Genomic DNA, 20,778 nt, shown 5'->3' on the forward strand with positions numbered 1-20,778 from the left:
CAGTGTGTGTCGTAAGACGAACCCTGGGTGGGGGATGGCCTTGCCATCCATCATGATGGCATCAATCAGGTCTGCGTTGTTAGGGTTGTCTGTCGCAGAACCGGGTGACGCCCATCGGGTGAAACCGGACCCAGGAAGGGTATTTTGCAAGCCTCTGGCAAGTGGGCCAGATGGGCAAAAACATGAGCCATTTACCGGCTCAACTGCTAATGATATAGCTAGTGCCGTGATTTCGCAAGAGTTTTTTTGGTGCAGGGGCGTGTCGCGCCGGGACGGGGCAGGGGGAGGCGTGCGCCGGCAGGCCTCCGGATGCCCGTCAGTGGCTGGTGGGGCCGGCCGCCTGGCGCTGGGCCTCGATGATCAGGCCTTCCAGGCGCGGCGACATCCGCAAGGCGACCTGGGCGGCGGTCGAGCCGTCCGGGCGGGTGTCGGTCTCCAGGGCCAGTTCGACGCGTTCGTCATCGAAGGCTTCGGGGGCGGCTTCGATCTCGACATAGCGTTCGAGCAGCGCGTCCACGGCTTTCTGCGCGTCGGCCAGCGCCTCCTGGTTCAGGTGGCCGGGGCGCAGGTACTGGTTGGCCACGCGCGCCAGGTCGCTCATGAAATACAGCAGCGCGGCGGCGCCGCGGCAGTCGGGCTGGGCAAAGCCCCAGGTGTCGGGGGAAACGTCTTGAGTCATTCCGTGGGATGGCTGGGAGGATGGGCGGCCCGGGCGGGCCGGTAAACCGACATTCTAGGGGGTAACGGCGGGGGATGCCGTCCGGCTGGTGCATACTTGGCGCCCCATGATTCGACACGCCCAATCCGCCGACCTGGCCTTCCTGCCCGATATCGAGCGCTCCGCCGCCCAGCGCTTTCTTGGCACGCCCATGGCCTGGGCCGCCACCGGCGAGACCCTGCCGCCAGCGGCGCTGGCACATGCGGCGCAGGCCGGACTGCTGTGGGTCGCGGTGGACGACGGCGACCGGCCCGTCGGGTTCGCGTTGGCGCAGCCGATGGAGGGCGACCTCTTTCTGGCGGAGATGTCGGTCGCCAGCCCGTGGCAGGGCCGCGGCCTGGGCGGCGGCCTGCTGCGCGCGCTGGTCGCGCAGGCGCGGGAGGCGGCGGTCTACGACGCGGTCGTCCTGACGACCGACCGGGAGCTGCCCTGGAATGGCCCGTTCTACCAGCGGCACGGCTTTGTCGAAGTGCCAGCGGGGCAATTGACGCCGGCATTGCGCGCGCGGCTGCGGGAGGAGGCGGCCGCGGGATTCGATCCCGCCCGCCGCTGCGCGATGCGTCTCGCGTGGTCGGTCTGAGCGCGACGACCGGCCTGTGTCATATCGCTTCGATGGCAACAAAATCCGCCCGCCGGCGGCACGCGGCGGACGCTTCGGGATAATCTGGCCGGGGGCGCCGGCTGCATGGCGGGCCGGTTGCCGCGCCGCAACGGACTACGCAAGGAGGAAGGGCATGGCAATGCTGCGGATCTGCCTGGCCACCCTGGCGGCGGCCACGGTGCTGGCGCTGGCGGCGTGCGGCAATCGCGAGCCGCAGGAGCGGGCGGCCTTCATCGGCCTGCTGCAGCAACGTATCGCGGCGGGCGCGCTGGCGCCGATCGGCGCGCTGAGCGAGGCCGAGTCGGACGCCATCGGCCGTTATCGCGACGCCTATGCGGTCATCACGGATTTCCAGGACGCCCTGGCCAAGGCCGCGGCGCCGCTGCGTCCGGTGCTGGCGGCCGAGCGCATCCAGTCTGTTGATGACATCGTGCGGCGACGCCAGGCCCTGGTCGACGCACGCGCGACGTTGGCTGAGAGCGCCCGCCGGTTGCAGTCCGCGCAGGCCCGCGCCGACAAGGCGCGCGGTGCGATGGAACTGGCGCCGGATCTCGCGCCGGTCTATGACGGCGTGTACGACGAGGCCGTCACGGCGCCGGCGGCCGAGTTGATGGATGCCGCGGGCAAGATGGACACGGTGGCGCGCGACGCCCTGGGCGTGGCCGACTTCGTGGCTGCCCATGCCGGCGATATCGCTTTGGAGGACGGTCAGGCCAAGGTCGCCACGCCGTCGCTGCAGCAGCAACTGAACCAGCGATTGGAGGCGCTGAATGCGCAGGCCGGAGCGCTGGAGCAGGCCCGCGCCGTGGTGGCGCGACAAGCTCCGTAGCACAGGCCCATCGACAAGCCCTTAGTACAATGCGGGTCTCGCGGCGCATGCCGCGCCTTGGACGGAACATGAGCCAATCCTCAAGCTTGCATTACCGGACTTTCCTGCTCCTCCTGGTGGTGGTCTCCATCGCGTTCGGCTGGTTGCTGTGGCCGTTCTACGGCGCGGTGTTCTGGGGCGCCATCCTGGCCATCCTGTTCGCGCCGCTGCAGCGGCGCCTGGTGCCGCGCATCGGCGGACGGCGCAATCTGGCGGCCCTGATCACGCTGGCGCTGGTGCTGCTGCTGGTGATCCTGCCGCTGGTGGTCATCAGCGGGTCGTTGGTGAGCGAGGGCGCGAACCTCTACCAGAGCATCAAGTCCGGGCAGATCAACTTCGGCGCCTACTTCCAGCAGGCCATGGAGGCGCTGTCGCCTTCGGTGCACGACCTGCTGGCGCGGTTCGACCTGGCCGACATTCCCAGCCTGCAGGAAAAGCTCAGCGCGGGCGCGATGCAGGTAAGCCAGTTCCTGGCGACCCAGGCGCTCAGCATCGGGCAGGACACGTTCCAGTTCGTGATCAGCTTCGGCATCATGCTGTACCTGCTGTTCTTCCTGCTGCGCGACGGCCCGCAATTGGGCCTGCGCATCAAGCGCGCCATGCCGCTCAGCGACACGCACAAGCATCACCTGTTCCGCAAGTTCACGACGGTGGTGCGCGCCACGGTCAAGGGCAATATCGCGGTGGCGGCGTCGCAGGGCGCGCTGGGGGGCATCATCTTCTCCATCCTGGGCATCCAGGGCGCGCTGCTGTGGGGCGTCATCATGGGCTTCCTGTCGCTGTTGCCGGCGGTGGGGGCAGGGCTGATCTGGGCGCCGGTGGCGATCTATTTCCTGTTGACGGGCGCGACCATCAAGGGCGCGGTGCTGATCGCCTTCGGCGTGCTGGTGATCGGCATGGTCGACAACGTGCTGCGGCCGATCCTGGTGGGCAAGGACACCAAGATGCCCGACTACGTGGTGCTGATCTCGACGCTGGGCGGCATGGCGCTGTTCGGCCTGAACGGCTTCGTCATCGGGCCGCTGATCGCCGCGCTGTTCATGGCCTGCTGGGACCTGTTCTCGCCCCCCCGCCGAGGCCGCCGCCGAGCCGGCCGAGCCGCCGCCTCCGTCCTCGCCCGAGAAGGCGGATTGAAGGCGTTGCATCCGGTCAAGCCGTCGTCAGCGCGGCCGGTGTAAGGTGGTGATGGCGTCGGTCTTCGCGGACCGGCGCCACGCGTCAATGGCGCTGCCGGCCGCACGCCGGCAGCGCGCCTTTCCCTCTCTCACCAGGAGCACGTCGGATATGGACTGGAAACTGCACAAGTCGGGCTGGATCGAGGAACGCAACTTCGACATCGAGCTGGCCGAAACCCCCGAGGGCTACCACGCCCGAGTCCGCGTCTTCGGCTTTCCCGTGCTGGAAGACACCAAGCACGTGTTCCCGAACGAGGCGCTGGCGGAAAAGGGCGCGCTGACCCTGCTCAAGAGCCAGTTTGCCGGCACGCCGGACCTGGAAGAAAAGCCGTAACCGGCATGCCAGCGGCGGCCGGCGCGACGCGCGCGGGCTGCCCCTGGAGCATGCCCGCGCCGCGCCGTTCAGCGTAGCGGCAGGCGCCGCCCGCCCACGATCAGGTCGCGGTCCTGGCGCGGCTCGGTATGCACCTGGCCTTGCGCCAGCGCGCCGCCGATATCGACGTCTGGATCGCCTTGCGCTCTGCGATGGGTCTTGGAGGACAGCACGCGCCAGGTGTTTTCATCCAGGCGTTGATAGCTCAGGAACGTCTGGTAGCCGCCCGCGCTGGCGTCCGCGCGCGGCGGCACGTACAGGACCAGGTCATCCGCACCGGGGCCGGTGATGTCCGCATGGATCAACCAGCAACGCGCGCCGTTCAAGGCGGGATCGGCGGGGGAGGCGGCCGCGGCCTGTTCGGCGTTCACGCATCGATCCAGTTCGAACGGGCTTTGCGCCGCGGCATAGCGCCACCACGCGTCCGGCGCCGGACTGCCCGCGGGATAGACCTGCAGGCTGTCCGGCTTGACCAGCGAGGCGGCCAGGCCGGACTTGCGCGGACCCCAGTCGTAATACTGGCCCTTCAGCGCATCGGCGGCGGCGACCGCGATCCGGGGCGATTGCGCCTGGGCGGCGCCGGCGGCCAGCTTGTGCATCGCCTGCCGGCCGTATTCACCGCGATCCTTCGTGGCCGAGAGATAGCTGAAGTCCTCGGGAGGAACGTGACCGTCGATCAGGCGTTGCACCTGGCTGTTGATCTCGATGCGCTCGGGGCTCAGGACTGGCGTGCTCACCAGGGCCAGCACGACCAACGCGCAGAACGCCGCGGCGATGTTGGTGCCGCCCAGGATCGTGTGAAAGCGCCACGCCGCCAACGCCGCCCAGGCATAGCCCAGCGCGTAGAGCGTCAGCAGGATCGCGGCGTACAGGCCCCAGATGCGCGGAACGGTCCAGCCGTACTGCTCGATGCGCACCACCAGCCCGTACAACGCCACCAGCGCCAGCGGCAGCAGGCCGATCGCCGCCACGCGCAGCACCGCGCGCAGGCGCGGGCCGAAGGGCGGGGCCTGCGGGCTGTCCTGCCAGGCGGAGTTGATGAGCTTGATCCATAGCGCGCTGAAGGCGATCAGCGCGCCGGCCGACAGGGCACCCGCCTGCAGGTCCAGCGTCAACCGGGCCGCCAGCGCCAGTACGAAAGCGATGCCGACCAGCGCGACCAGCGGCAGCAGCCACGCGGTGAGTGTGAGCCACGAGCGTTGCAGCGTGTCCGCCAGCTGCGGGCGGCGATGCACGCCCACCAGGCAGACCGCCAGCACCAGCGGCATGACGCCGAGCACGAAACGGGTGGATTTGACGACCCGGCCGACCGCGGTGATGCCGATCATGGCGAACATGGCGCTGGCGGCCCAGAACAGCAGCCAGACCGCCAGGGCGAGGCCGCCGGCCAGCGCCAGCTTGACGGTGTTGCGCCAGGCGGCGCGGAACACGGCGGGATAGTCCCAGCCGGGCCGGGACGGGTCGAGCGCCTGGATCAGCGGCAGCAGCATGAAGCCGCTGGCGGCGGTGATCAGCGTCGCCAGGGACCGGGAGCCGCTGTCGGTATAGGGCAGGGGCTGCGAGCCCAGCAGCGCGACCAGCCCGTACGCGTGCAGCGCGGGCAGCACCAGGCCGTAGGCCGCCAACGCCAGCAGCCAGCGCCTGCCCGCGCGCATGCCGGCCAGCATGGCGCCGGCCAGCGGCACCAGCCAGATCCATTGGATCGCGAACAGGGTGGCGAACAGGTTGTGCCATGGCCAGACGCGGTTCAGCAGCGCGGCATGCAGCGCCAAGGCCAGCAGCGCGCCGAGCGCGCCATAGACCAGGATGGTCTTTTCGGGAGCCGACAGGCGGGAAGGGGTTGCCATGGGGGTTAGAAGTCCTCGCTGCGCCAGACCTTCAGCACACGGCCGAAGACCTCGAAATCCATGCCTTCGGTGATGTCCCAGGCGTCGTACTTGGTGTTCTCGGATTTGGCCCTGACCACCAGGCCAGTGGCGGTGGGAATGCGTTGCAGGCGCTTGATGAAGCCTTCGCTGCCGACGCGGAAGAAGTAGATGGCGTCGTATTCGACGGCCTGCACGCCGCGGTCGACGATCAGGGGATCGCCGGGGTTGAACATGGGGCGCATGGAATCGCCGAACCCCGTGACGATGCACAGGTTCTTCGAGGCGGAGAAGCCCCGCACGTTCTTCTGCAGCCATTCAGGGCTGACGTTCCAGCTCTGGATGACCCCGGGCTGGTCGCGCAGTTCCAGGCCATTGCCCATTGCGCCGCCGGTGTCGAACTGGGCGATGAGGACGTTGCCGTGATCCGGCCTGCCCAGCCGCGCGGGGTGGAAGGAGACGAGCCGGCCCGCGGGTTCGTCGGCCATGACGTCGGGCGAGAGTTCGCGCCACAGGTCGGGGTGGGGCAGGTCCATCCAGTGGGCGGGCTGGCCCAGGCCGGCGGCCAGCTTGGCGGCCAGCGCGTCGCCGACCCGGCGTGGGTTCTTGTCGCGCCTGCCCTGGAACCCTTGAAGGATCTGGTCGAGGTATTTGCGACTGACGCCGGCGCGTTCGGCCAGGCGGTCGACGCCACCCGCTTCGTGCACGGCGTACTTGAGGTTGTTCAGTCGTATCGAGCGGATGTCCATGGTAGCGATAGTAGCAACCCGCTACCGCAAAGTACAGTAGCGATTCGCTGTTGATTTTTTGGTAGCGACTCGCTACCATGGCTTTCATCCCGGAGATAGTCGGGCCGACCGCAAGCCTCGGATCCGGCGGCCTGCGGCCCATACGGATGCGGCGGGGCTCGCCGCGGCGTCCGAGGCGCTTGGCGTGGGTGACCGGCAAATGTGGCCCACGGATCGCTACCCAGGTAGCGATTGTTCAAGCGCCGGCCTTTCGGGGAATACGACGAACGGCAAGCTTGCATCAAGGAAAAAAAAGCATGGACAAGCGTCTTGGCGGGGAGGCATCCCGATGAAATATGCAACCGAAGTGCTGGACCTCATGGCGGCGGCGCCGGGGCGTCCGTGGCGCATGGCGGAACTGGTGCGCGGCGCGTCCGGCGCCCGCGAACTGACGCGGCGCGAACGCAACGCAATGCGACAGGCGATCCTGCGCGTGCTCGAAACCCTGCACGAGGGCGGCCAGGTGGCCCGCATCGAGCATGCGCGCAACTCGCTGACCTACGTCTGGGGCGAAGTGCGACGCGAGGGGGATTGCCTGCACGCCTGATGGGGCGGCAGAATGCATCCATGTCGTCGCGCCACCCGCCGACGATCCGTCCAGGCGCCGATGCGCTGGAACGCTGAAGAAAAAGGCCCGCCCACCGCGGGCCTTTTTTATGAGAGGGTACGTTCGTGCGAAGGCGCCATTCATGACGCGGCGTGACGCGGGGCCGAGCCAGGCAGACACCAGGCACATACCAGGCAGACATCTGGCAGACGCCAGGCACATCTGGCACAAGCCAGGCTCACGCGAAACACCCGCCGGATAACGGTGCAACGCGGTGCGACATGCCGGGATTGCTTGGGCGGCAGGTGTTGCGCCACAATTCGTTCATGGCGTCGCGGTTCACGCCGACGGACTTTCCGGTTGGCAGCAAGCCCGTAACAAGCAACAAGCAATCAAGCGACAAACAAACAAGCAAGCAGCAATAAGCAACAAACAAGCAGCAAGCAAACCAGGCCCGCCGACAGCGGGCCTTATTTATGAGAGGGTACGTGTGCCCGGCCACCGCCGGAAGGCGGATGAATCGCCGGATACGCGTCCCTCGCGTTCTTTGCAGTTCCCCGAGACAGGCTCGCCACAGGCGGGCCTTTTTCATTTGCGCGCCCCGCGTTCTCTTCGAGAGCGCGGGGCGTTTTGCTTGGCGCCGCCCGCAAGGCGGGGCCCAGCGGCCTGCCGCCTCGCCGTTCCTTCCATGACCGGGCCTTTCTCCCGCCCGCGGTGACCTGGAATGGCTTGAGGCGGCAGCCCGGTGGGCGACAGCCGGAATCCGCCGCAACCCGGCCGCACGCATTACGCAACGCGGCACCGCGCCGATGGCGCAGCAAAGTCGGCGTTCCGCCTCCAGGCCTCTGGATTCCCCCAAACCCGCCCTCGGGCATCTCAACACGACAAAGGAGCGACGCATGGCGAATAGTTCGGCCACCGGCGGCTACCTGGCGCCGATCGCCATTTCTCCGCCCCTGGAGGATGCCGAGCTCGAGGCGCTGTTGCATGGGTTCATCGCCGGCGTGTCCGGCCTGCCCGCAGACATGGTTCGCACACACTGGCCCGCGGCCGGCGTGGAACCGCCCGCGCAAACCGATACCTGGTGCCTGATGGACATCCGGTCGCAAACCGCGGACGCCGGTCCGGTCGTTGCCCACGACCCGACCGGGGAAGGATCTGATTCATACGTTCGGCACGAAGACATCGAGGTGCTTTGCTCGATGTACGGACCGCGCGCGCTGCGCCATGCGGCGTTGCTGCGCGATGGCGCCGCCGTGCCGCAGAACCGCGAACCCTTGCTGACGCAAGGCATGGCGGTCGGCGGCGCGGGGCCGATCCTGGCCAGGCATGAACTCGTGAATCAGCAGTGGATACGGCAGTTCGACATGACCCTGCACTTCACGCGGCGGGTCACGCGCAGCTATCCGGTCCTGAATCTCCTGTCGGCGCAAGTCACGACGCATGCCGCGTCGCTGTCCCCGACGGACAACATCAACCACCTTGAAGATTAAGGGATTTACCATGGCTAATGGATTGCCGGTATCACGCCTGATCAACGTCACGATCAACATGTCGCCGCTCGCGGCGCAAGGCGCGAGCCTGAACACCGCGCTGCTGCTGGGCTCGTCCGCGGTCATCGACACCGGCGAGCGCATGCGCTCCTATGGCGGCATCGACGCCGTCGCCGCCGACTTCGGCACCAGCGCGCCCGAGTACCGCGCGGCCCTGCTGTACTTCCAGCAGACGCCCCAGCCCTCGCAGCTGTACATCGGCCGCTGGGCCAAGGGCGCGACCTCGGCCACGCTGCGCGGCGCCGTGCTGTCGGCCGCCGAGAAGCAGATGTCGGCCTGGACCGCGGTGACCGCGGGCGCCTTCACGCTGACCGTCGACGGCACCGCCAAGACGGTCAATGGCCTGGACTTCTCCGGCGCCACCAACCTGAACGGCGTCGCCACGATCATCTCGACGGCCCTGGCCTCGGCATCGGTGCTGTGGAACGGCTCGCAGTTCGTCGTGACCTCGAACACCTCGGGCGCCACGTCGACGCTGGGCTACGCCTCGGCCGCCGGCGCCGGCACCGACATCTCGTCGATGCTGGGCCTGACCGCGGCCAAGGCCTCGGCGCCCGTGGCCGGCGTCGTTGCCGAGTCCCCGGTGGACGCCGTGTCGCTGTTCCTGGACCGCTTCGCCAACAAGTTCCTGGGCCTGGCCTTCGCCGATGCCGACATCACCAACGCGCAGCACCTGGCCGTGGCCGCCCTGATCGAGGCCGACCAGCGCCACCTGTATGGCGTGTCGACCCAGGCGCCGCAGGTGCTGGACCCGGCCAACCACGACGACATCGCCAGCCAGTTGAAGGCGCTGAAGTACAAGTACTCGATCGTGCAGTTCTCCAGCGCCAATCCGTACGCGGTGGCCTCGCTGCTGGGCCGCATGCTGACGGTGAACTTCAACGCCAACAACACCACCATCACGCTGATGTACAAGCAGGAGCCCGGCATCGTCGCCGAGACCCTGAGCAGCAGCCAGGCCGACACGCTGGCGGCCAAGAACTGCAACGTGTTCGTCAATTACGACAACGACACGGCCATCATCCAGTACGGCGTGACGCCCAGCGGCATCTTCATCGACTCGGTCTACAACGCAATCTGGTTCCGCAACCGCGTCCAGACCGACGTCTACAACCTGCTGTACACCAGCCCGACCAAGGTGCCGCAGACCGACGCCGGCAACCAGCTGATCGCCTCGGTGATCGAGGCTGCGTGCGAGGCCGCCGTCAACAACGGCTACCTGGCCCCGGGCGTGTGGAACTCGGCCGGCTTCGGCGCTCTCAAGCAGGGCGACACGCTGGCCAAGGGCTACTACGTCTACGCGCCGGCGATCGCCACCCAGTCGCAGGCCGACCGCGAAGCGCGCAAGGCCGTCCCGTTCCAGGTCGCCGCCAAGGAAGCCGGCGCCATCCACACCGTCGACGTTCTGGTCACGGTCAACCGCTAAACAGGAGTAGCAGATGTCTACCTATTCGTTCGCTGATATCAGCGCCAGTCTCGTGGGCCCGGGCGGGGTGATTTCGCTGGGTTCCGGCTCGGGCGTGGCCGATGAAGGCATCGCCATCGCCGCCAAGGCCGAGAAAAGCGCCATGACGGTGGGCGCCGACGGCGAAGTCATGCACACGCTGCGCGCCGACAAGAGCGGCACCGTCACGCTGAGCTACCTGAAGACCTCGCCGGTCAACGCGCAGCTGCAGGCCCTGTACGACGCCCAGTCGCTGGACAGCCGCCTGTGGGGCAAGAACCTGATCACCATCACCAACCCGGCCACGGGCGACGTGACGGCGTGCCGTTCCTGCGCCTTCAGCAAGAAGCCCGATCTGACCTACAAGAAGGACGGCGACGTGGTGAAGTGGACGTTCGACGCCGCGAAGATCGACACGATCCTGGGAATCTACTAAGCCATGTCACAGGAACTTGATCTGAACGGCCACCGGTACTCCATCGGGAAACTGAGCGCCAAGCAACAGTTCCACGTGTCGCGCCGCATCGCTCCGATCGTTCCTACGCTGATCCCCGTGTTCGTCCGCCTCGCGGCGGGCGGGCGCGGGATCACCGAGGATCCGGGCGGCATGGCCGATGTCCTGCAACCGCTGGCCGACGGCCTGGCGGCGATGAAGGACGAGGACGCCGACTATGTGCTGGACACCTGCATGCAGGCGGTCCAACGCAAGCAGGAACATGGCTGGACCGCCATCTGGTCGGCCAGCCAGCGCGTGCCGATGTTCCAGGACATCGACCTGTCGGTGATGCTGCCGCTGGCGGTGCGCGTCATCGTGGCAAGCCTCGGGCCTTTTATTCAAGGGCTGCTTACCAGCCAGACCGGCAGCCCCGAGGCGACACAGGCTGGCTGAAGAGCCTGCCCGGTGGCGAGGACTGGTTGCTGGCGCCGGTCCTCGAGGGGCTCTGCCAATACGAGTCCCTCAAGGACGGCACCCTGGACCTGGCCGACATCGCGCTCCTGAACGACGCGCTGTCGGTCCGGGCAGACAACAAGGCGGAAGCGTACCGCCGCCACATGGCAGAAAAAAATGGCTAATACAACCGTGCCCATCAGCCTGTCGGGGTTGATGGGCCCATTCAAACTCGACAAGGACGACCTGAAGGACCTCAAGCAGGCGATCGGCGACTCGCGCAAGCAGAGCCTGGCCGACGCGCTGGCGGTGTTCGCGGGCCGCGCGAAGAGCGTCGTCGACTTCGCCGAGAACAAGATCGCCCAGTTCGAGCAAGGCTATTTCGCCGCCAAGCTGGGCGGCACCTCGGGCCGGGACATGCGGGCGTTGGAGACAGTCGCGCAGGGCTTCGGCGTTTCCGTCGAAGCGATGCGCAGCAGTACCCAGGCGCTGCACCGCAACGTGCGCGGCGATCCCAAGATCGCCGCGCTGCTGGAACAGCTGCACATCTCGTCGAGTGATGGCGCGGGCGCCCAGCGCAACAGCGCCGACCTGATGCTGGAGCTGAGCGACGCGCTCAAGCGCATGGATCCGGCGCAGGCCCGGGCGACGGGCGAGAGTCTGGGGCTGGACCCGGGCGTCATGGAGGCCCTGCGCGATCCCGAGTTCGGGCAGCGCCTGTCGGCGCAGCGCGATACCCAGGAAAACAGCACCGTCGAGGCGGCCGGTGAACGCGCGCACCAGCTGATGGGCACCATCCGTGAATTGAGCGGCTCCGTCAACGCGATGTTCGCGCAGGCGCTCCTGACGATGGGCCCGAAACTGCAGGAGACGCTCGACGGCATTTCGGCCTGGTTCAAGGAGAACGGCCAGACGGCCGGCAAGCGGCTGGGCGAGGTCGGCAATTTCGTGTTGTCGATCATGTCGTTGCTGGGGCCGGTGATCAGCCTGATCACCTGGCTCGACGACCTGACCGGGGGCTTGAGTTCGCAGCTCCTGGTGCTGGTCGGCGGCTTCCTGATGCTGGGCGGCGGCGGCGTGGTGGGGGCCTTGATGGGCCTGGTCTCGCGACTGGGCGGCATGCGCTCGATCATCAGCGGACTGGGTACTCGGCTGGCCGCGCTGCCTGGCCAAATCAGCGGTTTCGTGAGCCGGGCCTGGACCGCGACCAGCAATTTCGTGGGCGGCGTGTTCGGCAGAATGACCTCGATGGGGCGGACGGCCGTCACCCAGATGAGCAACATGGCCGGCGCGGTCTGGTCCTGGATGGGCAATATGGCCGCGCGCGGTGGTGCGCTGGTGGTCGACAGCGTCAAGGCGGCCGGCGCCTCCGCGTTGCAATGGGGGCAGTCACTGTGGGCCTCCGCCAGTTCGTGGATCGGCCGCATCGTCGACGGCGCCAAGAGCCTGGCCCGCGGCGTGGCGATATCGCCGGTGGCGGTGGGGGTGGGGCTGGGCCTGTATCCCAGCACGCTTGGGGACGGCACGCTGAAGTCGCTGCAAGGCGACGGGCGTTTCGGCCTCGGGCAAGCGGAGCCGGGCTTCAACGGGGCCGGCGGCAGTTGGCAACCGCCTCCCATGGACGGCGCCCGGATCGAGCCGTGGCGGGACTACCACTCCGGCTTCGCGCTTGGCGAAGCGGGGGGCGCCGCGCTGGCGCCGCCGGCCGCCGCCGCGCCGGTGTCGGTCAATGCCACCACCACCATCTACGTCAACGGGTCGGCCGATCCCGGCGCGACCGGAGCGGCCGTGGCCAATCAACAGAGCCGGGTCAACGCCGACCTGACGCGCAACCTGCAGGGGTCCTATGACTGACACGAATTTCACGGGCACCGACATGGTGGGCCTGCTGTCGAAGAAGATCGGCGACATCGTGGTGCAGGCGACCATCACCGAGTCGCACGAAGATACGCTGAAGATCACCAGCCATCCGGTGGAGTCGGGCCCCTATGGCCGCTCGGCGATCAGCGACCATGCCTTCAAGCTGCCGCTGTCGCTGACCATGAAGTGCGCCTGGAGCAACGCCTCGTACGAGGCGTTGCGCGGCGCCCGGGCCAGGGACGTGGCCAATGGCAAGGCGGCCGCCGACGATTACGCCACCGCGATCTATTCGCAGCTGCTCAGTCTGCAGGAGTCGCGCGAGCCGGTGGATGTGATCACCAGCCGGCGCCGCTACAGCAGCATGCTGATCGAGAAAATCGCGGTCGAGAACAGCCGGGAGACCTCCGGCGCCGTGTTCGCGACCGTGACGCTGCGCGAAGTGATCGTGGCGCAGACCCGCAGCACGTCGCTGCCGCCCTACGCGCACCAGAAAGAGAAGGAAAAGACCGCGGACAAGCAGAACCTGGGCGTGAAAGCGTCCCGGCCCGCGGCCGCGCCCAACGGCGGCTCGCTGCATTGGAACTAGGAGATCCGCATGAACTACTTCGAGATACCTCTGTCGCCGATCCCGCAGGTGTTCGCCATCTCGCTGGGCGGTGACGATTACCGGCTGACGTTGCAGTATCGCGACGGCTGGATACTGGACGTGGCCGATGACCTTGGCCAGCCGCTGGTGTCCGGCATTCCGCTGGTGACGGGCCTGAACCTGCTGGGGCAGTACCGGCACCTGGGCTTCGCCGGCGGCCTGCGCGTGACGGGGGGCGGAGTCGCCCGACGACGCGCCGACGGCCACCGACCTGGGCCGTGGCGCCAAGCTCTATTGGGTGGCGGACTGACATGGCCGAGACGACCACAATGGAGCCGATCGCCGTATACGGCGATCCGGTCGATGACGATGAGGGCGTGCGCCAGTGGGGCCGGAAGGTCTCGCTGATCGTCGGCGACGAGGAAGCGCTGGATCTGTCGGCGCTGAGCTTCAGCTTCGGCATCAAGCGCAACGACGCCAAGTCGCCCAACACCGCCACCATCAAGGTGATGAACGCCAGCCGCGAAACGGCCAGCCTGGTGCAGCGCGAATTCACCCGCGTGGTGTTGCAGGCAGGCTATGAAGGCAACTATGGCGTGATCTTCCATGGCAACGTGGTGCGCGCCAAATGGGGCGGTTCGGGTGACACCGAGACCGTGCTGGAAATCACCGCGGCCGACGGCGACAAGGCCTACAACTTCGCGGTGGTCAATGCCACCGTGCCCAAGGGCAGCTCCCGCGCCGACAAGGTGAAACTGCTGTGCTCGGCCATGAATCCCTACGGCGTACGCCAGGGTTACGTGCCCGACCTGGGCGGCAAGAAGTCGATCCGCGGGGCGGTCATGTCCGGCATGGTGCGCGACTACCTGCAGGATGTCTGCGGCAGCGCGAACACGCTGTGGAGCATCCAGGACGGCAAGGTGGTGGTGGTCCCTGAAACCGCCTATGTGCCGGGCTCGGTGCCCGTGCTGTCCCACGACAGCGGCCTGGTGGGCATGCCGGAGCAGACCGAGAAGGGCATCAAGCTGCGGATGCTGCTCAATCCCAGCATCCGCGTGGGAGGGCTGGTCAACCTGGACAACAGCCGGATCGCCGAGTATGGCTTCCAGGCCCGTTCCGAGGGCAAGGACGCGAACGAGATCGATCGCACCGAGCAGCGCCGCATCAGCGGCGATGGCTACTACTACGTGATGGAAGTCGAGCACCGAGGCAATACGCGCGACGACGAGTGGTACACGGAGGTCCTTTGCCTGGCCACCGACGCCACCCTGTTTCCCGGCGACCTGGGACGGGCCGGCGCCGAGGGCGACGCGGCCAAGCCTGCCGCCGTCGTCAAGTAGCGCGCGGTCCGGCCCTATCTCTGCAGGAAGATTCATGAACCGACTTGAGACTTTGAACGATCCGCAAGCCGCGATCGGCGCGGCGCTGCATGGCGCGCTGGCGCAGACCTGGACCGCCATGCCGGCGATCATCGGCGCCTTCGATCCGGTGGCGATGACGTGCACGGCGCAGCCCGCCATCCGGGCGCGGGTCAAGACGCCCGAGGGCCGGCAGCACAGCCTGGAGTTGCCCTTGCTGGTGGATTGCCCGGTGTATTTCCCCTCGGGCGGCAACTGCACGTTGACCTTTCCGGTCAAGGCGGGCGATGAGTGCCTGGTGGTGTTTGCCTCGCGCTGCATCGACGCCTGGTGGCAGTCGGGCAAGGTGCGGGACCAGACCGAGATGCGCATGCATGACCTGTCCGACGGCTTCGTCTACGTGGGCGTGCGCTCGCAGCCTCGCGTGCTGCCCGCGGTCAGCACGAGCGCGACCCAGCTGCGCAGCGACGATGGCTCGACTTTCCTGGAACTGGACCCGGCAGCCGGCAAGGTGAAGATCGTGGCGCCGGGCGGCTTCGACGTGGTTGCGCCGGTGTCCGAGTTTTCCGGACAGGTGCTGGTGAACGGCCTGCTCAGCTATCTGGCGGGGCTGGTGGGCAGCGGCGGCCAGGGCAATACCGCCCAGATCACCGGCGTGCTGAACGTGATCGGCCAGATCCTGGCCAACGGCAAGCGGGTCGACGACACCCATACCCATACCGCGCAGGGCGCCAATGCGGTGACCACGCCACCCAACTGAGGATTCCTATGCGTTACCGAAAACTGGACGCCGATGGCGACTATTCGTTCGGCTCGGCGCGGGCCGATTTCCACCGCGATACGGCGCAGGCCGTGGCCCAAGCCGTCAAGACCCGGCTGATGCTGGCGCGCGGAGAGTGGTTCCTGGACGTGACCGAAGGCACGCCCTGGAACGGCGAAGTGCTGGGCAAGCAGCCCCGCGCCAGCTACGACTGGGCCATCCGCCAGCGCATCCTGGGCACGGCAGGCGTAACCGACCTGGCCGAGTATTCGAGCCGGCTCGACCCGCAAACCCGCGGCTTGAGCGTGACGGCATCCATTTCAACCCTTTATGGCACGGCCACTGTGCAGGCGGCATTATGACGATTCTTTCCACAGCCCCGGTCATCGACGCCGCGGGCATCCGTGCGCCGAGCTATGGCGAGGTGCTGCAGTATTTCAAGGAGCAGTACCGCGGCATCTACGGCGCCGATACCTACCTGGAGGCGGACAGCCAGGACGGTCAGTTGCTGGCCGTTTTTGCCCTGGCCATCCATGAAGCCAACTCGGCGGCGATCAGCGTCTACAACGCGTTCTCGCCGGCCACCGCCGCCAACGCGGCGCTGTCGAGCAACGTCAAGATCAACGGCCTGGTCCGCGGCGCCGCGACGCGTTCGTCGGTGGACCTGCGCATCGTGGGGCAGGGCGGCGTCACCATCGTCGATGGCGTGGCGATGGATGCCAACCGCGGCCGCTGGCAACTGCCGGCCAGCGTGACGATTCCGCCTGGCGGCGAGATCACCGTCACCGCCCAGAGCCAGGCGCTGGGCGCCGTGACCGCAGCGGCCGGCAGCATCAACCAGATCGGCACGCCGACGCTGGGCTGGCAGTCCGTGGTCAACCCGGCGGCGGCAACGCCAGGCGCGCCGGTCGAGAGCGATGCCGCGTTGCGGGTGCGCCAGGCCGTCTCGGTGGCCCTGCCGTCGCGCAGCGTGCTGGAGGGCACCATTGGGGCCGTCGCGTCGGTGCCTGGCGTGTTGCGCCACGCCGCCTTCGAGAACGACGGCGCGGTGGCGGACGCCCACGGCCTGCCGCCGCACAGCATCGCGCTGGTGGTCGATGGCGGCGACGCGGCGCTGATCGCGCAGGCCATTGCCGCCAAGAAGACGCCGGGGACCGGCACGCACGGGACCACCACGGTGGTCGTGACGGACATCTACGGCATCGCGCATCGCATCCGGTTCTTCCGGCCCACGATCGTGCCGGTGGCGGTCGACGTGCAGCTGCGGGCTTTGCCGGGCTACACCACGGCCATCGGCGTGGCGGTACAGCGGGCGGTCGCGGACTATATCAACGGGGTCGCGATCGGCGGCGGCGCCAGCGCGTCGGTGGAGTGGGCCGACGCCATTTCGGCGGCCAATGGCGTGGCCGGCAATGGCACGTTCAAGATTTCCGGGCTGACGCTGCGCGGTCCCGCCGGCAACGGCGCGCCTGACGTGCCGCTGGCGTTCAACGAGGCTGCCGCCGCGACGCCGGACGACATCAAACTCACGGTGACCTGATATGGCCAATACCGACGATTATCTCGGGCGGCTGTCGGCCTATTACCGCTCCAAGCCCAAGTTCAATGCGACCGTCGCCGCGCTGTGCGGGGCGGCGGCCGGACTGCGAGAGCTGTACGGCGCCATGCTGGCGGCCTTCGATCTGGATCTGGCCGTCGGCGTCCAGCTGGACGCCGTGGGGCGCTGGGTAGGGCTGGACCGGAAGGTCCGGACGCCCATTTCGAATATCTACTTCTCGCACGACGTCGATGGCCTGGGTTTCGACCAGGGCGTGTGGCAGGGCCCGTTCGATCCGGACAGCGGCCTGACCGAGCTGGACGACGAGACCTATCGGCTCTTGTTGCGCGCCAAGATCGGGGCCAACCACTGGGACGGCACGCTGGAGGCATCGGCGGCGATCCTGGATCGCATTTTCGGTGGCGGCACGCATGTGTTCATCCAGGACAACGGCGACATGTCGGTGGATATCGGCGTCGCCGGTACGCCGCCGTCCGCGCTGTTCCTGGCGCTACTTACCGGCGGGTACATCCCGCTCAAGCCGGAAGGCGTGCGCGTCAGTTACTACGTCATCCCCTCGGCTGAGGGGCCTTTGTTCGGTTTTGACGTTCAAAACCAATACATCTCCGGGTTCGACGGCGGACTCTGGGGCTCGCTTTTTGCCGGTTGAATAAGGACATTTCGTGGCTATCAATCAAATTCTTCCCTTCGGCACCGTTTCCGGCGCCAACGTGCTCGCTCCCGCCGACTACCAGGCGCTGGCCGCCAGGCTGGGCGGCTTCTCGGCCGGCACGGCCAAATCGAAGGAACTCAACACCGTCTGGCGCCAGGCCTCGTTCGTGGCCGCCATGATCGGCCAGTACATCGCCGACAAGGCCGGCCAGGACGTGCTGGACAACGGCGACCTGGCGGCGCTGCAGGCCAAGTTCGTGGCGGCGCTGGCGGCGTCGCCGGCGCTGACCGGGACGCCGACCGCGCCCACGCCGGCGGCGGGCGACAAAAGTACCCGGCTGGCCACCACCGCGTTCGTCGCGGGCAACTTCCCCAGGATCTACTCGATTACCGCGTTGCCGACGCAGGATGTCGGGCCGATCATCGTCTCGGAATGCGCGGAAGTGTGGACCTGGGTGTCGGGGCAGTATTTCACCGGCTACCGCTCGCCGTTGTGCGGCCGTCCCCTGGACGGCCATACCTCGCTGCCGCTGGCCAGCGAAGTCGATGCCATCGGCGGCCTGCTGTCGAAGACCGACTACGCCGCCCTGTGGGGGTATGCGCAGGAGCAGGGGCTGGTGAAAACCGAGGCCGTGTGGTCGGCGAATCGCGGCAGTCATTGGTTTTCGGACTATTCGGCGACGCAATTCCGGGTGCCCGATCTGCGCGATATGTTCCGGCGTTTTACGGGAACTGACGCTGACACTGCAAATGCGAGAGTTATCGGTACGCGACAATCAAGTAGCGCCATCGCAGTGAACGGCGGTCCAACCGGACTGTCGTCGATTGCTGACTACTCGACCACCGGTGCCGCCTTCTGGGGGCTTGAACCCACGACGGTGGTGTCCGGCATGAAGATCAGCAGCGCACCGGGCACCGCTGGTGTTCCCACCTCCGGTAACGTGGCCCGGGTTCGGCCGATGAACACGGCCTATTACCCGCGGATTCATGCTTGAAATCAGGCATGAATCTGGGGCAGAAAAGCGACGTTCGATGGGCGTGTTTCCTTGGCGATACGGGGTGCTCCTTGCCTCGCTTCTCGAAGACTGCCCGAGGCATAGTTGATCGATATCCCGGATGCGGGGTTGGTGGATAGGGATACGGACAAAGAGCCACTGCCGGAGGTTGTGCCGGTGAAGGGATCCCAAAGCTCATGACCATGCCCTTGCAAGGCGTCTGCCTGGCGAGAGGCATGTGCCCGCGCATTAACAGTGAAAAGGGCATCAGGTATGGACGCGCGGGTGGTAAGCGGTGTTGACAGGGCGAGTCTCCGCACCACCGGCGCCATCGGTCGTCATCCCAGAGCCGTCGAGCAAGGCCCAGGCTTGTGTGCCTGTGACCGCCTCCACACGGTTCGGGCTGATGCGATTGGAGATGCCATGACTGTGTTGCTGATACGCCGCCCCCTGCCGGCTACCCATCACCCGCGCATTTGCAGTGAGGCAGACGTCAGGAATGGATGCGCGGTTGGTAGGCAGTGTTCACGGGGCGGGTCTCGTTGCCACCAGCATCATCAATCGTGGAACCCGCGTTGTTCCAGACGATGTTTGTTGCGCTCATCACACTGCGATGCACCGCCAAGGCCTCGCCGTTGCTGGCACCCGTCACCGTGGAAGTCTGGAACCGATGGGAGTGGCGCCGGAACGTGTCGGCCTGCCGGCTACCCATCACTCGCGCATTTGCAGTGCAAATTTCATTCAAAAGGACAAGCAATATGCAAAAAGACGTATTCCAGACCGACAACGACGGTCTGTATCTCTATCAATCTGTCGCCAACGAGTTGGCGCTCACGCCCGGCACGTTCAATATCCCTTACGGCGCGTACGAAGATGCGCCGCCCGCGCCGTCCGCCGGTAAATGGGCCCTGCGTCAGGGAGAAATCTGGACCATGGTCGACGACCATCGCACCACGCCGCTCTGGGTGGTGGCTACGGGACTGCCGTATTCGATCGGCGCCGAGCATGACGGCGCCGACGGCAAGGTCAGCTATCCGGGCTGGGGCACGTTGCCGGCCTGGTTGACGTTGGTGGAGCCGCCGTCGCCGGTCGAGCAGACCGCGACGACGTAGGCGTCAGGCAGCCAGGGGCAGCGCCTCCTGGTCGGTCTCGCGCTCGCGCCGCATTTCCTCAAGCTGGCGGCGGCCCAGCGGGCTGCGCGCCAGCTTCTGGGCCAATTCGCGTCCATGCGGGTGGTAGTAGCGCAGCAGCATGCGCGTGTCGACGTTGCCGTTGACCTTGGCCAGTTCATGGATCTGGAACACGGTGGCGAGCTGCGAGGTGCCTTCGTGCCGCAGGTCATGGAATCGCAAGTCGCGGAAGTAGGCCGCGTTGGGTCGCCGGCCGTAGCGCCGGCACATCTGCTCGTACCCCAGTCTCGCGCGGCGACGCGCGCGGATGAAGGCGCGGGTGACCGAGCCGGGCTGCATGGTGAAGATGCGGCCTCGCATCGGTTTGCCGGTGACCCAGCGACGCAGCGCCTCGCGGGCGCGAGGCGTCAGCGGCACGTCGCGGGCGCGGCCGTTCTTGGTGTGGGGCAGGTGCACCACGCCGTGCATCAGATCCAGGTGTTCGCGCTGGATGCCAACCACTTCTGACCGGCGCATGCCGGTTTCCTTCGCCACCGTCAGGATGGTCGGCAATTCCGTCGAGCGGGTGGCGCGGATGATCCATTCAAGCTCCTTGCTTGGACAGTCGTCATCCGACACGCCGCGCAAGGTGATGCGGTCAAACAGCCGGCGGTCGCGCGCGTCGTCGACCGCCGGCCGCCGCACCAGCTGGACGGGATTGGCCAATTGGTCGAAGCCCCAATCCTTGCGAATCACCGTGTAGACGTGCGACAGGAATGCCATGCGTCGCACCACGGTGGCCGGCGCCCGGTCCTTGAGCCATTCGTCGCGCAATTCCGTCAGGTCGGAACTGCGGATGCGATCGACCGGGCGGATGGCCAGGCGCGTGGCGCGCCAGATGCGGGCAATCGACTGTTCCGAGGCATGGCCCTTCTTGGTGGCGGAAACCTCGACCAGGTAGCGGGAGAGCGCTTCGGCGAGGGTCGGGGCGGCTTTGCGGCGGGGCTGGCGGCGGGTCCAGGGTTTCATGGCGATTCAGACTGGGAGATAAGACCAATAGACAACGCAATAGTAACGATG

At 67.1% G+C, this 20,778-nt stretch carries 23 protein-coding genes and 1 pseudogene; 20 read left to right on the forward strand and 4 right to left on the reverse strand.

What is annotated here, in order from left to right:
* Positions 1-316: 316 nt before the first annotated feature.
* A complete protein-coding gene (locus AOZ49_RS00895) occupies positions 317-679 on the reverse strand; it encodes a hypothetical protein (RefSeq protein ID WP_054433301.1) in 363 nt (120 codons plus the stop codon).
* Between the two features lie 106 nt (positions 680-785).
* Here AOZ49_RS00895 and AOZ49_RS00900 point away from each other — a divergent pair, with 106 nt between their 5' ends.
* From AOZ49_RS00900 to AOZ49_RS00915, 4 genes are all read left to right on the forward strand, one after another.
* Complete coding sequence (locus AOZ49_RS00900; protein WP_054473945.1) at positions 786-1,298, forward strand: GNAT family N-acetyltransferase; 513 nt, start codon at positions 786-788, stop codon at positions 1,296-1,298.
* 16 nt (positions 1,299-1,314) lie between these two features.
* Positions 1,315-2,148: a DUF3053 family protein gene (locus AOZ49_RS00905; RefSeq protein WP_231690201.1), complete on the forward strand. Its 834-nt coding sequence runs from the start codon at positions 1,315-1,317 to the stop codon at positions 2,146-2,148.
* Positions 2,149-2,216: 68 nt separating this feature from the next.
* On the forward strand, positions 2,217-3,365 hold the full coding sequence (locus AOZ49_RS00910; protein WP_231690202.1) for an AI-2E family transporter: 1,149 nt from the start codon (positions 2,217-2,219) through the stop codon (positions 3,363-3,365).
* 106 nt (positions 3,366-3,471) lie between these two features.
* Complete coding sequence (locus AOZ49_RS00915) at positions 3,472-3,696, forward strand: hypothetical protein (protein WP_054433297.1); 225 nt, start codon at positions 3,472-3,474, stop codon at positions 3,694-3,696.
* Between the two features lie 68 nt (positions 3,697-3,764).
* Here the strand turns inward: AOZ49_RS00915 and AOZ49_RS00920 are convergent, their stop codons facing one another.
* Positions 3,765-5,582: a DUF4153 domain-containing protein gene (locus AOZ49_RS00920; RefSeq protein WP_054473947.1), complete on the reverse strand. Its 1,818-nt coding sequence runs from the start codon at positions 5,580-5,582 to the stop codon at positions 3,765-3,767.
* Positions 5,583-5,587: 5 nt separating this feature from the next.
* Complete coding sequence (locus AOZ49_RS00925; RefSeq protein WP_054433295.1) at positions 5,588-6,349, reverse strand: S24 family peptidase; 762 nt, start codon at positions 6,347-6,349, stop codon at positions 5,588-5,590.
* A gap of 328 nt (positions 6,350-6,677) precedes the next feature.
* On the opposite strand from AOZ49_RS00925, the gene AOZ49_RS00930 reads away from it, so the two are divergent.
* From AOZ49_RS00930 to AOZ49_RS33235, 16 genes and pseudogenes are all read left to right on the forward strand, one after another.
* A complete protein-coding gene (locus tag AOZ49_RS00930) occupies positions 6,678-6,935 on the forward strand; it encodes a hypothetical protein (RefSeq protein ID WP_006393809.1) in 258 nt (85 codons plus the stop codon).
* A gap of 899 nt (positions 6,936-7,834) precedes the next feature.
* Positions 7,835-8,428, forward strand: a complete 594-nt coding sequence (locus tag AOZ49_RS00935) for a phage neck terminator protein (RefSeq protein WP_054433294.1) — start codon at positions 7,835-7,837, stop codon at positions 8,426-8,428.
* A 10-nt stretch (positions 8,429-8,438) separates the two neighbouring features.
* Positions 8,439-9,914, forward strand: coding sequence for a DUF3383 domain-containing protein (locus AOZ49_RS00940; RefSeq protein WP_054473948.1), 1,476 nt, complete (start codon positions 8,439-8,441; stop codon positions 9,912-9,914).
* A gap of 13 nt (positions 9,915-9,927) precedes the next feature.
* Positions 9,928-10,368 carry a tail tube family protein gene (locus AOZ49_RS00945; RefSeq protein ID WP_054433292.1) on the forward strand — a complete coding sequence of 147 codons (441 nt, stop codon included), beginning with the start codon at positions 9,928-9,930 and terminating at the stop codon, positions 10,366-10,368.
* A gap of 3 nt (positions 10,369-10,371) precedes the next feature.
* Positions 10,372-10,821 (forward strand): phage tail assembly chaperone, encoded by a 450-nt coding sequence (locus AOZ49_RS00950; RefSeq protein WP_054433291.1) that lies wholly within the window; start codon positions 10,372-10,374, stop codon positions 10,819-10,821.
* Positions 10,822-10,847: 26 nt separating this feature from the next.
* Positions 10,848-11,006 (forward strand): DUF6889 family protein, encoded by a 159-nt coding sequence (locus tag AOZ49_RS00955; protein ID WP_180180126.1) that lies wholly within the window; start codon positions 10,848-10,850, stop codon positions 11,004-11,006.
* Positions 10,999-12,675 carry a phage tail tape measure protein gene (locus AOZ49_RS00960; RefSeq protein WP_054473949.1) on the forward strand — a complete coding sequence of 559 codons (1,677 nt, stop codon included), beginning with the start codon at positions 10,999-11,001 and terminating at the stop codon, positions 12,673-12,675. The genes AOZ49_RS00955 and AOZ49_RS00960 overlap by 8 nt, the downstream gene beginning before the upstream one ends.
* A complete protein-coding gene (locus tag AOZ49_RS00965) occupies positions 12,668-13,267 on the forward strand; it encodes a phage baseplate protein (protein ID WP_054433288.1) in 600 nt (199 codons plus the stop codon). Before AOZ49_RS00960 ends, AOZ49_RS00965 begins: the two co-directional genes overlap by 8 nt.
* A 9-nt stretch (positions 13,268-13,276) precedes the next feature.
* Positions 13,277-13,577 (forward strand): annotated as a pseudogene (locus AOZ49_RS31535) (hypothetical protein).
* 19 nt (positions 13,578-13,596) lie between these two features.
* A complete protein-coding gene (locus AOZ49_RS00970) occupies positions 13,597-14,607 on the forward strand; it encodes a phage protein (protein ID WP_054473950.1) in 1,011 nt (336 codons plus the stop codon).
* Between the two features lie 34 nt (positions 14,608-14,641).
* Positions 14,642-15,385: a Gp138 family membrane-puncturing spike protein gene (locus tag AOZ49_RS00975; RefSeq protein WP_054473951.1), complete on the forward strand. Its 744-nt coding sequence runs from the start codon at positions 14,642-14,644 to the stop codon at positions 15,383-15,385.
* Between the two features lie 8 nt (positions 15,386-15,393).
* Positions 15,394-15,747, forward strand: a complete 354-nt coding sequence (locus AOZ49_RS00980; protein ID WP_054417648.1) for a contractile injection system sheath initiator — start codon at positions 15,394-15,396, stop codon at positions 15,745-15,747.
* Complete coding sequence (locus AOZ49_RS00985) at positions 15,744-16,925, forward strand: baseplate J/gp47 family protein (protein ID WP_054473952.1); 1,182 nt, start codon at positions 15,744-15,746, stop codon at positions 16,923-16,925. Before AOZ49_RS00980 ends, AOZ49_RS00985 begins: the two co-directional genes overlap by 4 nt.
* 1 nt (position 16,926) lies before the next feature.
* Entirely contained in the window at positions 16,927-17,592 is a 666-nt protein-coding gene (locus tag AOZ49_RS00990; RefSeq protein ID WP_054473953.1) for a DUF2612 domain-containing protein, read from the forward strand.
* Positions 17,593-17,605: 13 nt separating this feature from the next.
* Positions 17,606-18,589 carry a hypothetical protein gene (locus AOZ49_RS32830; RefSeq protein WP_054473954.1) on the forward strand — a complete coding sequence of 328 codons (984 nt, stop codon included), beginning with the start codon at positions 17,606-17,608 and terminating at the stop codon, positions 18,587-18,589.
* A 563-nt stretch (positions 18,590-19,152) separates the two neighbouring features.
* Positions 19,153-19,701: a hypothetical protein gene (locus AOZ49_RS33235; RefSeq protein ID WP_231690203.1), complete on the forward strand. Its 549-nt coding sequence runs from the start codon at positions 19,153-19,155 to the stop codon at positions 19,699-19,701.
* A gap of 3 nt (positions 19,702-19,704) precedes the next feature.
* On the opposite strand, the gene AOZ49_RS01010 is transcribed toward AOZ49_RS33235, so the two are convergent.
* Positions 19,705-20,727 carry a tyrosine-type recombinase/integrase gene (locus AOZ49_RS01010; RefSeq protein WP_054473956.1) on the reverse strand — a complete coding sequence of 341 codons (1,023 nt, stop codon included), beginning with the start codon at positions 20,725-20,727 and terminating at the stop codon, positions 19,705-19,707.
* Between the last annotated feature and the right edge of the window lie 51 nt (positions 20,728-20,778).

This window comes from Achromobacter sp. 2789STDY5608615 (assembly GCF_001298995.1).
In the GTDB taxonomy this organism is placed as follows: Bacteria; Pseudomonadota; Gammaproteobacteria; order Burkholderiales; family Burkholderiaceae_B; genus Achromobacter; species Achromobacter insuavis.

Bases quoted from the DNA above. Each gene is read 5' to 3' on its own strand.
- AOZ49_RS00925 (WP_054433295.1), bottom strand. From the start codon at position 6,349: ATGGACATCCGCTCGATACGACTGAACAACCTCAAGTACGCCGTGCAC.
- AOZ49_RS00980 (WP_054417648.1), top strand. From the start codon at position 15,394: ATGCGTTACCGAAAACTGGACGCCGATGGCGACTATTCGTTCGGCTCG.
- AOZ49_RS00990 (WP_054473953.1), top strand. From the start codon at position 16,927: ATGGCCAATACCGACGATTATCTCGGGCGGCTGTCGGCCTATTACCGC.
- AOZ49_RS00985 (WP_054473952.1), top strand. From the start codon at position 15,744: ATGACGATTCTTTCCACAGCCCCGGTCATCGACGCCGCGGGCATCCGT.
- AOZ49_RS00960 (WP_054473949.1), top strand. From the start codon at position 10,999: ATGGCTAATACAACCGTGCCCATCAGCCTGTCGGGGTTGATGGGCCCA.
- AOZ49_RS00915 (WP_054433297.1), top strand. From the start codon at position 3,472: ATGGACTGGAAACTGCACAAGTCGGGCTGGATCGAGGAACGCAACTTC.
- AOZ49_RS01010 (WP_054473956.1), bottom strand. From the start codon at position 20,727: ATGAAACCCTGGACCCGCCGCCAGCCCCGCCGCAAAGCCGCCCCGACC.
- AOZ49_RS00970 (WP_054473950.1), top strand. From the start codon at position 13,597: ATGGAGCCGATCGCCGTATACGGCGATCCGGTCGATGACGATGAGGGC.
- AOZ49_RS00935 (WP_054433294.1), top strand. From the start codon at position 7,835: ATGGCGAATAGTTCGGCCACCGGCGGCTACCTGGCGCCGATCGCCATT.
- AOZ49_RS00945 (WP_054433292.1), top strand. From the start codon at position 9,928: ATGTCTACCTATTCGTTCGCTGATATCAGCGCCAGTCTCGTGGGCCCG.
- AOZ49_RS00895 (WP_054433301.1), bottom strand. From the start codon at position 679: ATGACTCAAGACGTTTCCCCCGACACCTGGGGCTTTGCCCAGCCCGAC.
- AOZ49_RS00910 (WP_231690202.1), top strand. From the start codon at position 2,217: ATGAGCCAATCCTCAAGCTTGCATTACCGGACTTTCCTGCTCCTCCTG.
- AOZ49_RS00950 (WP_054433291.1), top strand. From the start codon at position 10,372: ATGTCACAGGAACTTGATCTGAACGGCCACCGGTACTCCATCGGGAAA.
- AOZ49_RS00965 (WP_054433288.1), top strand. From the start codon at position 12,668: ATGACTGACACGAATTTCACGGGCACCGACATGGTGGGCCTGCTGTCG.
- AOZ49_RS00940 (WP_054473948.1), top strand. From the start codon at position 8,439: ATGGCTAATGGATTGCCGGTATCACGCCTGATCAACGTCACGATCAAC.
- AOZ49_RS00900 (WP_054473945.1), top strand. From the start codon at position 786: ATGATTCGACACGCCCAATCCGCCGACCTGGCCTTCCTGCCCGATATC.
- AOZ49_RS00975 (WP_054473951.1), top strand. From the start codon at position 14,642: ATGAACCGACTTGAGACTTTGAACGATCCGCAAGCCGCGATCGGCGCG.
- AOZ49_RS00920 (WP_054473947.1), bottom strand. From the start codon at position 5,582: ATGGCAACCCCTTCCCGCCTGTCGGCTCCCGAAAAGACCATCCTGGTC.
- AOZ49_RS00930 (WP_006393809.1), top strand. From the start codon at position 6,678: ATGAAATATGCAACCGAAGTGCTGGACCTCATGGCGGCGGCGCCGGGG.